Genomic DNA, 14,695 nt, shown 5'->3' with positions numbered 1-14,695 from the left:
AGGGACGCCGACCACGGGCGCCTGCTGGGTGAACGAGTCTTGCTCGACGGCCGAATGACGCCTCGTCCGGCGTCCGGCGGCCAGTTCAGAGCGGAGTTTGCGGACTCGTCGACAGCCGGCTTCGTCCTTCGCCGACTGGGTGAGCGACGTGTTCGCGGCGACGCGCTGACCGATGCGGCACCCGGCGGCGGAACTCGGCCGGTGCGTAGGCCGGCAGCGCGTGCCCGCACGAGGAGATGTGCACCGGCAGCCGCCCGGCGATCCGCGGGTCGCCGCGTCGCGCAACGACGACCGTCGTCGGGGCCCGGCACCGGCTCGCGGTGCCGGGCCCCGACGGCGGAGTGGATCAGTTCGCGGCGCAGGCCGACGTGATGCCGTCGGCGCTTCCGGTGCCCTGGAAGCCGAATTCGGTGGACTGCCCGGCCGCGACGCTGCCGTTGTAGCCGACGTTGGTCCAGTTCACCGTGCCGCTGGTGCCGCTGTTGCCGGCGCTCCAGCCGTTGGTGACGGTCGCGCCGGAGGGCAGGTTCGTCGTCACCGTCCAGCCGTTGAGGGCGGTCGCTCCCGCGGTGACCTTCACCGTCGCCACGAACCCGCCGTTCCAGGAGTTGAGGGAGACCGAGGCGCTGCAACCGCCGGGCTGGGACGTGGTCGTCGTCGTGGGCGTGGTGGGAGTCGTCGGGGTGGTCGGTGTCGTCGGCGTGGTGGTCGCGCCGCCGGCGTTCAGGGCGTCGAGGACACTCGTGTACGCGGCCTTCTTGTTCCCGTTGTTGTCGAACAGGAGCGGGTTTTCACCCGTGCGCCAGGAGTCGCTGTCGCGGATGCCCCAGACGGTGATGCCGGCGCAGCGGGCGACGGCCATGCAGGCGCGCGTGACGGTGCCGTAGACGGCGGCCTGGTTGGAGCCGGAGATGTCCAGTTCGGTGATCTGGACTTCGACGCCGAGGTCGGCGAACCGCTGCAGGTTGGCCTGGTAGTCGCCCGGGGCGGAGTTGGAGAGGTGGGACTGGAAGCCGACGCAGTCGATCGGGACGCCGCGGGACTTGAAGTCCTGCACCATGTTGTAGATTCCGGTGCTCTTGGCGTTGATCCCGTCGGTGTTGTAGTCGTTGTAGCAGAGCTTCGCGCCGGGATCGGCGGCCCGCGCGGCGCGGAAGGCGGCTTCGATCCAGTCGTTGCCGGTGCGCTGCAGGTTGGAGTCACGCCGGCCACCGCCGCCGCCGTCGGCGAAGGCCTCGTTGACGACGTCCCACGAGTAGACCTTGCCCTTGTAGTGGGTGGCGACCTGTGTGACGTGGTTGATCGCGGCCTGGCGCAGGGCGGAGCCGCTGAGGCCCTGGGCCCAGCCGGGTTGCTGCTGGTGCCACAGCAACGCGTGCCCGCGGACGCGCTGGCCGTTGCTCACCGCCTGGTTCAGGATGCGGTCGCCGCCGCTGTAGCCGAACTGGTTCTGGTTCGGTTCGGTGGCGTCCCACTTCATCTCGTTTTCCGCGGTGACCATGGTGAATTCGCGGTTCAGGATGCCGGTGTAGGTCGCGTCACCGAGCTTCCCGGCCGAGACGGCGGCGCCGAAGTACCGGCCGGTCTGAGCGGCCGACGCACCCAATGTCGTGGCGGCGCCGGCCGAGGTGGCGAGCACCAGCGAAACTCCGAGCGACGTCGCCAGGAGCGTCGAAGCGACTGCCGCGCGGGACAATGACCGCGATGTCATCTTCATGTTCACACCTTCCGGAGTGCACCTGGGGGCCAGGCGGGGCGAGCTTTCAGTTGACGTTGGCCGAGAACGAGTTGACCGCCAGGCCCACTCCGCCGCTCCACGGCTCGAACCCGGCCTGGACGCTGGTCAGGTACCAGGAGCGATCGACGCGCGTCCGGGCGTCGACGTCGTTGACGAAGTCCATGACGTTGAACGACCAGCCCGAGATCGTGGACTGGGCGACGTAGGAGACCACGTCGTTGCCACCGTTGTAACCCTGCCACACGTCCCAGCCCCGGCCGCCGAGACTGGTGGTGCCCACCCGGCCGCCGACCGGTTGCACCGATCCCGTGCGGTTGAACCAGATCATCAGCTCCATCTGGTTGACCCCCGTGGTCTTCGCGGCCGGGTCCATCCAGATGTCGTAGGAGGCGTCGAAGACGGACCCTCCGACGTAGGTGTAGGAGATCGAAGACGGTGCGCTGCCGATCCGGTTCAGCTGCCGCGGCAGGTTCGTGCCGGGGGAGCAGTTCCCGTAGTGGCAACCGACGTAGACCGCCGGGTACGACAAGGGGGCGCCACCGCTGGTGGATCCCTGCTGGGTCTGGATCCGGAACCCGCCGCCGGTGACGTTGATGCACTGCTGGGCGCTGCTGCCCCACCGGTTGTTCATGACGACGTACCGGCCGCCGATCGTGGTCGTCCCGTACTGGTCGCAGATCAGGGTGTCCGCGTGCGCGGCCGGTGCCGCCGTGACGGCCGGCGCCACGAGCCCGGCTGTGACCAGTGCTACCGCGGACAGAGCGTGCTTCAGCTTCACGTGCCGCCTCCACCTCGTTGTGGGAGTGTGCCTGGGAGCGCTCTCAGGTCGACCGCTTCCGATGAAACCACAGGGGAACCGGTGAGCAAAGAGTTCACCCGTGATCAATTTTCCTTTCTCCCGACGAAAGTTTCGCCGGTGATTGCCAGGGGGTGTGGGTGGCGGCTACCGTGCTGGGAGCGCTCCCAGCCTGGATCACCATCAGCACGCCGACGAAGACGAGGAGATGGCGTATGCGGGCAACGAAGTCGCGGGCCGGTCTGGTCCTGCTGGCCGCGGTGGCGCTCGGGGTGACGGCGGCCGCCGTGCCCGCGGACTACGAGCGCGTGCTCAACGGGACCTTCTCCGGCGGCACCCTCGACCCGTGGTGGGCCGGGGCGGGGACGACCGGCCGCGTCGCCGGCGGGGAGTTCTGCACCGACGTACCCGGCGGCACGGCCAACGGCTACGACGCGCTGGCGGGTCAGAACGGGGTGCCGTTCGAGGCGGGACAGCCGTACACGCTGACCTTCGACGCGCACGCGACGAGCACCCAGCAGATCTCCGCCGTGGCGGGCGAGGCCGTGTCGCCCTACCGGCAGATCTCGCGGACCGACCTGACGGTGACGCCGTCGACGCAGCACTTCACGGTCACGTTCTCGTCCACTTTGGACTTTCCGGCCGCCGGTAACGGCCAGCTGGCGTTCTGGTTCGGCGGTCAGGCCGCCGCCAACACCGTGTGCCTGGACAACATCTCCCTCGTCGGCGGCGTCGTGCCGCCCGGCGGCCTGCCGCCGACGAGCGGCATCCGGGTGAACCAGGAGAGCTACGTGCCCGGCCTGCCCAAGCGGGCGACGCTGATCAGCGGCTCGACCTCGCCGCTGACGTGGACGTTGAAGAACGCCGCCGGGAGCGCGGTGGCCACCGGCCGGACCACGCCGCGGGGCGCGGACGCGGCCTCCGGTGAGAACGTGCACGAAATCGACTTCTCCGCCTACGACACCGCGGGCACCGGCTACACGCTGAGCGTCGGGTCCGAGACCAGCTTCCCGTTCGCCATCTCCGCCGACGCGCTGCAGAAGCTGCGCCAAGACTCGCTGGCCTTCTTCTACCACCAGCGCAGCGGGATCGCGATCGACGCCGCGTACGTCGGGGCCGCGTACGCGCGTCCGGCGGGGCACGTGAACGTCGCGCCGAACCAGGGTGACGACAACGTCCCCTGCCGGTCGGACCTGAACTGCGGCTACACCCTCGACGTGCGGGGCGGCTGGTACGACGCGGGCGACCACGGCAAGTACGTGGTCAACGGCGGAATCGCGGCCTGGGAACTGCTCGACGAGTACGAGCGGGCGCTGCGGCTGGGGGACGCGAGCGCGCTGGGCGACGGCAAGCTGGCGATCCCGGAACGGGCCAACGGCGTGCCCGACATCCTCGACGAAGCCCGCTGGGAGGTCGACTTCCTGCTGGAGATGCAGGTGCCGGACGGCAAGCCCCAGGCGGGCATGGTGCACCACAAGATCCACGACGCGCAGTGGACGTCCCTGCCCACCCGGCCCGACCAGGACAGCCAGCCGCGCCGGCTGTCGCCGCCGAGCACCGCGGCGACCCTGAACACGGCAGCTGTCGCGGCGCAGGCGTCGCGGCTGTGGCGGACCATCGATCCGGCGTACTCGGCGAAGCTGCTCGCCGCGGCCGAGAAGGCGTACACGGCGGCGAAGGCGAACCCGAACGTCCTGGCCGACCCGAATGACGGCACCGGCGGCGGGACGTACAGCGACAACACCGTGAGCGACGAGTTCTACTGGGCCGCCGCCGAGCTGTTCACGACCACCGGGAAGAGCGGCTACCGCGCCGACGTCACCGGATCTGCGCTCTACCGCGGGAAGAGCTTCACGACGCACGGCTTCGACTGGGCCTCGACGGGCGCGCTCGGGGACATCACGCTCGCCGTGGTGCCCACCGATCTGCCGGCGACGGACGTCGCGGCGATCAGGACGGCGGTCACCACGACCGCCGACAGCCACCTGGCGCAGATGGCGTCGATGGGCTACCCGGCGCCCTACCGCACGGCCGACGGTTCGTACGAGTGGGGTTCCAACGGCCTGGTGGCCAACAACGGCGTGGTCCTCGCCCTGGCGTACGACTTCACGAAGCAGGACAAGTACCGGGACGGCGCGTTCGCGGCGATGGACTACCTGCTGGGCCGCAACCCGGCGAACTACTCCTACGTCTCCGGCCACGGTGACCAGCCGGTGACGAACGTGCACCACCGGTTCTGGGCGCACCAGCTGGACGCTTCGCTGCCGACCGCCCCGCCCGGCGCGTTGTCGGGCGGTCCCAACAGCGGCCTGCAGGACCCGACCGCGGCGCGGTTGCTGGCCGGCTGCGCGCCCCAGCGGTGCTTCGTCGACGACATCCAGGCGTACTCGGTCAACGAGGTCGCGATCAACTGGAACTCGGCGCTGGCCTGGCTGGCCGGCTGGACCGCCGAGAAGTCGTCGTCCACTGTGGACACGACCGCGCCCGCCGCGCCCGGCACCCCCGTCGTGTCCGCGGTGTCGAGCGGCGGCGCCACGCTGACCTGGACGGCGGCCGCGGACCCGGAGAGCGGCGTCAAGAGCTACGACGTGGTCCGCGTGACCGGCTCGGCCCGGACGGTCCTCGCCACGGTCACCGGGCCGACGGCGAGCCTGACGGGTCTCTCGCCGTCGACCGCGTACACGGTCGTCGTGGTAGCGCGCAACGGCGCGGGCCTGGCGAGCCCGGACTCACCTGCCGCGCAGTTCACCACACAGCCGGCCACCCCGGCGGGCGGCTGCCAGGTGACGTACGCGGCGAACACGTGGAACGGCGGCTTCACGGCCACCGCCACGCTGAAGAACACCGGCACGACGGCGTGGACGAGCTGGAAGCTCGGCTTCACCTTCCCGGGCAACCAGAAGGTGACGCAGGGGTGGTCGGCGACGTGGGCGCAGTCCGGCGCCGACGTGACCGCCGCGGCCATGCCGTGGAACGGCTCGGTGGCGCCGGGGCAGTCGGTCGCGATCGGGTTCAACGGCAGTTACACGGGGACCAATCCGGATCCGTCGGCTTTCACGGTCGACGGGAGGGCGTGCGCCTGACGACCGGCCCGCTCGCCGGGTCCCGAGAACCCGGCGAGCGGGTGTTCCCCGCTCAGAACCAGTGCCCGCGGCCGCCGACCTTGCGCCCGGTCCCGCCCAGGACGGCGAGGATGACACCGGCGACGGCCAGGACGATGCCGATCGTGTACAGCACGGGGATGCCGATGAGAAAGCCGAGGACGATCAGGATGACGCCGAGGATGATCACGGTCGGGAAGCTCCTTCTGCTCGCAGAGGGCCGGGCACCGGGATGTGGTGGCCGCTCGCCTGGGCCCGGAGTGCCCAGGGATCTCCGCGGTCAAACAGACGTCTTCATCCCATCGGTCCATGAGCCGTTCAGCGCAGCGTCCACCGCTGGTTCGCCTGCCCGCTGCAGGCCCAGAGGATCAGCTGGGTGCCGTTGGCCGTGCCCTGCCCGTACGCGTCGAGGCAGAGGCCCGACTGGACCCCGGTGATCGTGCCGTCGGTGGTGACGGTCCACTGCTGGTTGGCCTGGCCGTGGCAGTCCCAGACGATCACCGGGGTGCCGTTGGCCGTGCCGTGGCCGGACGCGTCGAGGCACTTGGTCCCGCCGACGGTCAGCTCCTGGCCGGCCCGGGTCCACGCCTGACCGGTCTGCCCGCCGCAGTCCTGCAGCCGCACCTGGGTGCCGTTGGCGGCGCTCGCGGCGTCGAGGCACCGGCCCGACTGCGTGCCGACGATCTGCCGGGCCGCGGACGTCCCCGGGGTGCCGATGCTCCCGGACACGGACTGCAGCGCGCCGAACCAGGTGGCGGCCATCTTGTCGTACCCGGTGGCCGTGGGGTGGATGCCGTCGGTCAGGTCGCCGGTGGTCACGGCGGAGTGCATGTCGACCAGGTGCACGTGCTTGCCGGCGTTCTGGTTGCTCTGCACGATCCCGGGGATCGCGGAGTTGAACGTGCGGACGGCGGACTCCTGCCCGGAGTCGGCGAGGGGGGTGATCATCGCGACGAAGACCTCGGCGTCCGGTGCGGTCGCGGTGATGTGGTCGATCAGCCCGGACAGCCGGGCGGGCGCGCGGCCCACGTCGTAGTTCTGCAGGACGTCGTTGGTGCCGAGGTGCAGCAGGACCGTGTGCGAACCGGTGTTCCGCAGCCAGGTGACGATGTTCGCGTCGATCTGGTCGATGCGCCAGCCCGGGTGACCCTCGTGGTCGTGGTCACCGAGGGCGGCCGGGCCGTTGTACTGGGAGCCGGTGAAGTCGACCTGGTAGCCGCCCGCGCTCAGGCGCTGCCACAGTCCGATCCGGTACCCGCCGGGGACCTGCGTGCCTTCGGTGATGGAGTCGCCCAGCGGCATGACCCGGACCCCGCCGTTCGACTCGGCGGCCGCCGGGGTGCCCGGGAGCAACGCGCTCAGGAACAGGGCTGTCGTAGCCATGACGAGTCGGATGCGCATGGTTCTCCTCGATCGGTCAGCCGAAGGTCCACTTCTGGTTGGCTTGCCCGGTGCAGGTCCAGAGCCGGACGGCCGTGCCGTTGGCCGTGCCACCGCCGGTCACGTCGAGGCACAGTCCGGATTGGACACCGGTGACGGTGCCGGCCGAGGTGACCTGCCAGCGCTGGTTGGCCCCGCCGTTGCAGGTCCAGATGACGACCTTGGTGCCGGGGGTGGTGCCCTGCCCGGAGGCGTCCAGGCACCGGGTGCTGTCGCCGCTGTAGACGGTCAGCTCGCCCGCGGTCGTGCGGGTCCAGGACTGGTTGCCACCCCCGTTGCAGTCCCAGATCTGCACCTGGGCGCCGGGTGCGGTGCTCACGCCGTTGACGTCCAGGCACCGGCCCGCGCCGGCCGCGCGCACCGGGCCCGCGGCCGGCCCGGTACCACCGGGGCCCGCGGCGGCGATGACCTGCTGCGCGCCCGAGGGCCAGCTGGTGCCGCTCACCTGGACGTTCCCGCTCAGGACGTTGTTGTGCGGCGAACCGGTGGCCACGTTCGTCGCGCCGCCGTTGTACCAGTTCCCGCTGAACGTGCTGTCGTCGGTGTTGTTGCTGCCGCTCGCGTTGGTGAAGGCCCACACCCCGGAGTCCTGGATCACGTTGGCCGACAGGGAGACGTAGCGGGAGCCTTCGTCCAGGTACAGGCCGACCGTGCGGTTGTTGTCGTAGACGTGGTTGTGGTCGATCGAGCTCCCCGGGTTGGCGGAGAGGTTGTAGATGCTCCCGCCGTCGTGCATGAGCTTCTTCGTGCCGTGCACCCGGTTGTAGCTGACGACGGTGTCCCGCAGTGTCGTCGCGGTGGTGTACACGGGCTGGTAGTCGTACAGGCCCCGGTTGCGGTAGTCCTGGCTGCCACCGGGGTCGTTCGCGCCCCAGCCCCAGCCGACGTCGATGCCGTCGTAGGTGAGGTCGGCGACGTCGTTGTGCGTGATCACGGCGTGCGTGACGTAGGTCGACAGGATGCCGGCCATTTCCCGGTAGTCCAGGGCGACCCGGCTCACCGTGTTGTTAGACAGCGTGATGTCGCGGTCGGTCATCGCCGCGTTCGACGGGTGGTGGGCGTCCGGCCGCACGCCGCCGACCACGATGCCCGCGCCCGAGTCCTCGGTGAAGGTGTTGTGGTCCACGGTGATCGACGACGCCCCGAGGCCGACCCCGGACGCGTGGGCGTTCGCGTCGTTGCCGATGCCCAGCGCCACCTGCCCGAGGTGGGTGAAGGTGTTGCCGCTGAACGTGATCCCGGTGGCGGCCGAGACCTGGACGGCGGCCGGGGCCTGCGCCCAGCTGTTGCGGGCGCCCTCGAACAGCGGGCAGCCCGACTGGCAGGAGCTCAGGAAGTCGCCCGGCATCGATGCCGCGGCCGGGAGGAACGTGCCGCTCTGCTGGTCGGCGTAGCCGACCGACGTGCCGGGCGTGAGCCAGGTGGTGTGCTCGAAGTGCAGGCCGCTGAAGGTGAGGCCGCGCACCGGGTTGTCGTAGCCGCCGCTGATCTGCAGGAGGGACGTCAACCGCGGCAGCTCCACGTCGTGGCTGCCGGGAGCCCAGCCGCTCGGCGCCTTGTAGTAGAGCTTCCCGGCCTGCGGGTCGAGGTACCACTGGCCGGTGTTCTTGAGGAACGAGTAGGAGTTCTCCAGGAACAGCCGGCCGCCGCCGAAGGGCTTGGCGAGGGTGTCGTAGCCCCAGTTGTTGTTGTTCCACGCGGGTTGCTGCATGACGACCGAGGTGCCGCTGACGTGGTCGACGGGGGAGTACCGGTCGGTGAAGGAGTTCTGGCTCTCCACTTCGATCCGGTTCTGCTGGGGCAACGTCGCCAGGTAGTCCAGCGCGGAGTTGACGATGGTCATGCCGGCGGTGGTGATCTGCACGTCGCTGCGGGAGATCGGGATCGAGGCGCGTGGCGCCGTCGCGCCGTCGACGAACAGCTGCCGCGAGTCGGCCCCCCGCGGCACCGAAGCCACCCAGACGTTCTGGCCCGCGTCCTGCACCGTCCAGCCGGTGACCTGCGTACCGCCGGACAGGATCGGCGTCTGGCCGGAAGCGGCCCGCCAGGTGACGGTGTGGCCGTTGCGCCCGGAGTCGGCGCTGGTGAACGTCAGCGGAGCGGCGAGCCGGTAGGTGCCGCCGGCGAGCTGCACGACCACGTCGTCGGCGGCGGACCGGGCGCGGGCCAGCTGCTGCGCCCTGGCCGGGGTGGCGACGGGCTGCTCGGGGGTGCCGGGGTCGGCGTCGTCACCGGTGGGCGACACGGCGATGGTGACGGTCGCGGCGTGGGCGGGTGGCGCGGCGAGCGCGGTCACCACGAGGGCGGTGACGAGTGCGGCGGCCACGGATCCGGTGCGCGGCGGCATGGCGGTACCTCTCCGGGGACGGGTCTCGGGCGCCCGAAAGTCCACAGTGGACCAGGCGAACCTGGGAACGATGTGTACGACTCATACGAGGTCAAGGTCGGGTAAACGTCAAGAGACGAAAGGACCCATTGTCCCCATCCGGCATCGTCACCTGCGGGAACGTATGTAAGTTTCACCTTGGGCTTTCCGGGTGTTGACCGGACAGGTGAGCCGCGAGGTACAGTCACTGAACGGTGCCCACAGAGTCATACTCATCGGGTGACTCGTAACGAGGAAGCCGCACCGCCGGCCCCGTACCGGCCCGGCTACGAAGTGGTGGCCGAGCAGATCCTGAATCTGATCGCCGAGCTGGAACTGCGGCCCGGTGACCGGATGCCGACGGAGGTCGAGCTGGCGGCGCGGATGGGCAGCAGCCGGACGGTGGTGCGGGAGGCCGTCAAGATCCTCTCGGCGATCGGCCGGGTACGAGCGCACAAGGGACGTGGGCTGTATGTGTCCGACGACGAGAGCATGCTCGGCGCTTCCCGGTGGGGCGGCTTTTTCCTCCCTGCCGATCTCGGCCACGTCTACATGCTGTTCGAGTTCCGCCGGGTCCAGGAGACCGCGGCCGGCAGGCTGGCCGCGGGGAACGCCACCCCGGTCGAGCTGCGCGCGATCGAGGCCGCCGCCGAGACCTGCCGGTACGGTCACCTGAGCGGGCAGAGCGCGCTGTTCGATCGGGGTGACAACGACTTCCACCTCTGCGTCGCCACCGCGTCGCACAACCGGTTCCTCGTCGCGGCCGTGCGCGAAGCCCGCCGCCTGCAACGCCAGACGAACATCATCGGAATGTCCGGCGCGACAGGCGGCCACGCTTCGGACGCGATCGAGGAGCACGCCGCCATCTACCGGGCGATCCGTGACGGCGACCCGGACGAGGCGGCCCGGGCGGCCGCCGTCCACCTCGACAACACCCTGGAGGACTATCGGCGCGAGATCCAGCGGCGTCTCTTCGGTCAGTGAGCAGAGAAGCGTACTCGGGGCCTGGCTTCGGGTACGCAGTCCTGTGCTCACTCCTTTGTGGACGGCCGCCATCGAGGGACGGGCACGATTCGGTGCGGATGAGTAAGTTTCACCGCGCATTGACCTTTGCCGCCGCCCGCTTCTATCTTGGCTCTTGCCTGTTCGGTCGGTGACCGGACGATTCCGGAGCGCGCATCGACTTTCCTCACGACCCTGGAGAACGACGATGTTCGAAGACCAGAGGGAGCCCCGCGATGGTGAGGTTCAGAGCCCTGTTCGCGTCCGTGGCCGTCGGGGCGCTGCTCGCGATGGCCGGGACCGGCACCGCACAAGCCGCACCGGGTGTGCGGTCGGCGGCCGCCGCCGGGACCGCCGGCTGCGGAGCCGCCCCCGGCCTGGCGAGCGGCAACCACACGATCTCCAGTGGCGGCCAGAACCGCGGCTACATCCTGCGGATCCCGGCAAACTACGACAACAGCCACCCGTACCGGCTGTTCGTCGGGCTGCACTGGCGCGGCGGCACGGCCGACGACGTCGACTCGGGCGGGACCGACGGTTACAACTGGTCCTACTACGGGCTCCGGCGGCTGGCGGACAGCGCGGGCAACACCACGATCTTCGTGGCGCCCCAGGGCAACGGCAACGGCTGGGCCAACCCCGGCGGCCAGGACGTCACCTTCGTCGACGACCTGCTGAGGCAGCTCGAGGCGGCACTGTGCGTCGACACCTCGCAGGTCTTCGCCGGCGGATTCAGCTACGGCGCGGCCATGAGCTACGCGCTCGCCTGTGCCCGGCCGGCGGTCTTCCGCGCGGTCGCCGTCTACTCCGGGGCGAACCTCAGCGGGTGCAGCGGCGGCACCCAGCCCGTCGCGTACATCGGTCTCCACGGCCTCCGGGACGACGTGCTGCCCATCGCGTCCGGACGTTCGCTGCGCGACCAGTTCGTCCGGAACAACGGCTGCACGCCGCAGAACCCGCCCGAGCCGGCGCCGGGCAGCCTGACGCACGTCGTCACCGCCTACTCCGGCTGCCGGGCCGGGTACCCGGTGGTCTGGGCCGCGTTCGACGGCGCCGGGCACGACCCGGGTCCGAGGGACGGGTGCACCTGCGACGGCTGGCAGACCTGGACCTCCGGTGAGGTGTGGAAGTTCATCACGCAGTTCGACTCGTCGACCCCGCCGGCCGGGACTCCGGTGCAGGTCGGGGTGAACTACACCCTGGTCGCCGAGCACAGCGGCAAGCTCCTGGACGTCAGCGGCGTCTCCACCGCGGCCGGCGCCTTGCTGCAGCAGTGGCCGGCCACCGGCGGGCAGAACCAGCAGTTCGACTTCCTCGACTCCGGCGACGGCTACTACCGCGTCCGGGCCCGCCACAGCGGCCTGGTGCTCCAGGTGGCCGGTACCGCCACCGGCGCGGACATCAGCCAGCAACCGGACTCCGGCGCCACCGCCCAGCAGTGGCGTGTGGTCGACCAGGGCGGCGGCGTGGTCGGCCTGGTCAACCGGCTGAGCGGCCTGACGATGGACGTGTGGGGAGCCTCGACCGCCGACGGCGCGCGGATCTCCCAGTGGACGGCCACCGGCGGCGCCAACCAGCGATTCCGGGTCCAACGAGCCTGAGCGGCCCGTTACCCGGCGGTATCGTCGAGCGAGCCCCGCAGAGACAATGACGTCTTGGGAGAGCGAACGTGTCGTCCGTCGAGTTGCCCCAGCTCCGTCCGACCCTGGCCGACGTCGCGCGAGCGGCCGGGGTGTCGACCGCCACCGCGTCCCGCGTGCTCAACGGCTTTCCCCGGGTCCGGCCGAAAACGCGCAAGCAGGTCGAGTCGGCGATGTCGGCTCTGGGCTACGCCCGGCAGAGAGCCGCGCGGGCGACGGCGGGGCGCACCGGATCGGTCGCGCTGGTCGTGTGCGAGGAGGTGCTGCGGCTGTTCGCCGACCCCTACTTCGCCCGCATCTCCGCCGGTGCCGGGAAGGAGCTGACCGAGGCGGGCCTGCAGCTCGTCCTGCTCACGGTGCCCGCGACGGAGAACTACCAGGCCCCCGTGGTGCGCTACCTCGACGGCGGCCACGTCGACGGTGCCCTCGTCGTCGGCATGCACGGCCGCCGCCCGCTCGACCTGGACTGGCTCGGCATCCCGGTGGTGTTCGGCGGCCGCCCGGTCCGTGAAGGGGACTGCTCCTCCTACGTCGACGTGGACAACCGGGGTGGTGCGCGGCAGGCCACCCAGCGCCTCATCAACGCGGGCCGGCGCACCGTGGCGACCATCGCCGGACCTCAGGACATGACCGCGGGCGTGGACCGGCTGCTCGGCTACCGGGAGGCGGTGGTGGGCGCCGGCCGCGGCGACCGCGGCCTGGTGGTGTTCGGCGATTTCGGCCAGGCGTCCGGCGAGCACGCCACGGCCCGCCTGCTGGACCGCAGGCCGCACGTAGACGCCATCTTCGCGGCCTCCGACATGATGGCGGTCGGCGCGCTGCGGGCCCTGCAGCGCGCGGGGCGGCGGGTGCCCGGGGACGTGGCTGTCATCGGGTTCGACGACCTGCCGATCGGCCGTCGGACGGATCCGCCGCTCACCACCGTGCGCCAGCCGATCGAAGAGATGGGCGCCCGGATGACGGGTGAACTGCTCGCCATGCTCGGTGGCTCGGCCACGCCCCGCTGTGCCGTGCTGGACACCAAGCTCGTTCTGCGCGCGACGGCATGACTTTTGTGTTAGCGCTAACAATCCGTCTGCGGAGAAGTCCGCAGCGCTCGAAGGAGGATTCGTGACCACTCGAGTCAAACCGGTGCGCGCCGTCCTGGTTCTGGCCGCGATGCTGGCGGCCGCCCTGACCGGCGCGCCACCGGCGTCCGCGGCGTCGACGTCCCTCGCGAGCGCGGCGTCGGGGCGGTGCCTGAACGTGACGGGCGGCGTCGACACGCCGGGAACGGCGTTGGAGATCCGGGACTGCACCGGCCAGGCGAGCCAGGCTTTCGAGTTCACCGCCGCCGGTGAGCTGCGGGGGATGAGCGGGACGCGGTGCGTGGACGCCTACGGCAACCAGACGGCGCCCGGCACGGCGGTGATCATCTGGTCCTGCACCGGCGGGGCGAACCAGCAGTGGCGGCAGAACTCCGACGGGTCGGTCACCGGGGTCCAGTCGGGGTTGTGCCTGGACGTGAACGGGGCCGGGACGGCCAACGGCACCGCGGTCATCCTGTGGACGTGCCACGGCCAGAGCAACCAGCGGTGGAGCACGAGCACCCCGCCGCCGACGGGCGCGGGCCCGTGCGACATCTACGCTTCGGGCGGCACGCCGTGCGTCGCCGCACACAGCACGGTTCGCGCGCTCTACGGCTCCTACAACGGAAACCTGTACCAGGTCCGGCGCGCGTCCGACAACGCCACCCGGAACGTCGGCGCCCTGGCGGCGGGCGGTGCGGCCGACGCCGGAGCCCAGGATTCCTTCTGTTCCGGCACGTCCTGCGTCATCACGGTGGTCTACGACCAGTCCGGGCGGGGGAACGACCTGTGGTACCAGGGGTCGAGCGCGGTTCCCGGGTCCAGCCAGAGCAGTCCCGCGAAGGCCACCACGGAGTCCCTCGCGGTCGGGGGCCAGAAGGCTTACTCCCTGTACATCAACCCCGGCAACAGCTATTGGCGGGACGGCCACCTGACCGGCGTGCCCACCGGCAGTGCGCCCGAGGGCATGTACATGGTGACGAGCGGGACGCACGTCAACAGCGGCTGCTGCTTCGACTACGGCAACAGCGAGACGACCAGGAAGGCCGACGCGGCCGGGGCGATGGACGCGATCAACTTCGGCAAGCAGTGCTGGTTCGGCGGGTGCTCCGGCACCGGCCCGTGGGTGCAGGCCGACCTCGAGTGGGGGCTCTACCCCGGCGGGAGCCAGTCGTGGAACCCCGGCCAGCGGGCGTTCGGCAGCAAGTTCGTCACGGCGGTGCTGAAGAACAACGGGACGTCACGGTTCGCCATGAAGGGCAGCGACGCCCAGTCCGGCAGCTTGACGACACTGTGGGACGGCGGGCTCCCGAGCGGGTACAGCCCGATGAAGAAGCAGGGGGCGATCGTGCTGGGCAGCGGTGGTGACTGCTGCAAGCCCGGCGGCGGCGCCAACCTGAGCGCCGGGACGTTCTACGAAGGAGCGATGGTCGCCGGCTACCCGTCCGACGCGACGGAGAACGCGGTGCAGGCCAACATCGTCGCCGCCGGTTATCGCTGACGCCGGTTCCGCTCCCGGGGAAGAACCGAACGCCCGAGCCGTATC

At 70.7% G+C, this 14,695-nt stretch carries 10 protein-coding genes; 5 read left to right on the top strand and 5 right to left on the bottom strand.

Annotation, left to right across the window (positions count from 1 at the left end):
* Positions 1–346: 346 nt before the first annotated feature.
* Together OHS58_RS26730 and OHS58_RS26725 are read right to left on the bottom strand one after the other, a co-directional pair.
* The gene (locus tag OHS58_RS26730; protein WP_326958836.1) at positions 347–1,717 is read right to left on the bottom strand and encodes an endo-1,4-beta-xylanase; all 1,371 of its coding nucleotides are present in this window, start codon (positions 1,715–1,717) and stop codon (positions 347–349) included.
* A 46-nt stretch (positions 1,718–1,763) separates the two neighbouring features.
* Positions 1,764–2,516, bottom strand: coding sequence for a GH12 family glycosyl hydrolase domain-containing protein (locus OHS58_RS26725; RefSeq protein WP_328644390.1), 753 nt, complete (start codon positions 2,514–2,516; stop codon positions 1,764–1,766).
* Between the two features lie 233 nt (positions 2,517–2,749).
* Here OHS58_RS26725 and OHS58_RS26720 point away from each other — a divergent pair, with 233 nt between their 5' ends.
* Positions 2,750–5,617: a glycoside hydrolase family 9 protein gene (locus OHS58_RS26720; protein ID WP_328644389.1), complete on the top strand. Its 2,868-nt coding sequence runs from the start codon at positions 2,750–2,752 to the stop codon at positions 5,615–5,617.
* 52 nt (positions 5,618–5,669) lie between these two features.
* Here the strand turns inward: OHS58_RS26720 and OHS58_RS26715 are convergent, their stop codons facing one another.
* From OHS58_RS26715 to OHS58_RS26705, 3 genes are all read right to left on the bottom strand, one after another.
* A complete protein-coding gene (locus OHS58_RS26715) occupies positions 5,670–5,825 on the bottom strand; it encodes a hypothetical protein (RefSeq protein WP_247056273.1) in 156 nt (51 codons plus the stop codon).
* Positions 5,826–5,953: 128 nt separating this feature from the next.
* The gene (locus OHS58_RS26710; RefSeq protein WP_326943762.1) at positions 5,954–7,036 is read right to left on the bottom strand and encodes an RICIN domain-containing protein; all 1,083 of its coding nucleotides are present in this window, start codon (positions 7,034–7,036) and stop codon (positions 5,954–5,956) included.
* Between the two features lie 16 nt (positions 7,037–7,052).
* Positions 7,053–9,422: an RICIN domain-containing protein gene (locus tag OHS58_RS26705; protein ID WP_328644388.1), complete on the bottom strand. Its 2,370-nt coding sequence runs from the start codon at positions 9,420–9,422 to the stop codon at positions 7,053–7,055.
* Between the two features lie 258 nt (positions 9,423–9,680).
* Here OHS58_RS26705 and OHS58_RS26700 point away from each other — a divergent pair, with 258 nt between their 5' ends.
* From OHS58_RS26700 to OHS58_RS26685, 4 genes are all read left to right on the top strand, one after another.
* Complete coding sequence (locus OHS58_RS26700; RefSeq protein ID WP_328644387.1) at positions 9,681–10,424, top strand: FadR/GntR family transcriptional regulator; 744 nt, start codon at positions 9,681–9,683, stop codon at positions 10,422–10,424.
* Between the two features lie 254 nt (positions 10,425–10,678).
* Positions 10,679–12,043 (top strand): RICIN domain-containing protein, encoded by a 1,365-nt coding sequence (locus OHS58_RS26695; RefSeq protein WP_328644386.1) that lies wholly within the window; start codon positions 10,679–10,681, stop codon positions 12,041–12,043.
* A 68-nt stretch (positions 12,044–12,111) separates the two neighbouring features.
* On the top strand, positions 12,112–13,131 hold the full coding sequence (locus OHS58_RS26690) for a LacI family DNA-binding transcriptional regulator (RefSeq protein ID WP_326943759.1): 1,020 nt from the start codon (positions 12,112–12,114) through the stop codon (positions 13,129–13,131).
* A gap of 109 nt (positions 13,132–13,240) precedes the next feature.
* Complete coding sequence (locus OHS58_RS26685) at positions 13,241–14,650, top strand: arabinofuranosidase catalytic domain-containing protein (protein ID WP_442875571.1); 1,410 nt, start codon at positions 13,241–13,243, stop codon at positions 14,648–14,650.
* The last annotated feature ends 45 nt before the right edge of the window (positions 14,651–14,695 follow it).

Origin of the sequence: Amycolatopsis sp. NBC_00348, from assembly GCF_036114655.1 — a bacterium.
Lineage (GTDB): Bacteria > Actinomycetota > Actinomycetes > Mycobacteriales > Pseudonocardiaceae > Amycolatopsis.
Note: the sequence above shows the minus strand (reverse complement) of the source record. Positions and strands in the feature narration are given on the sequence as shown.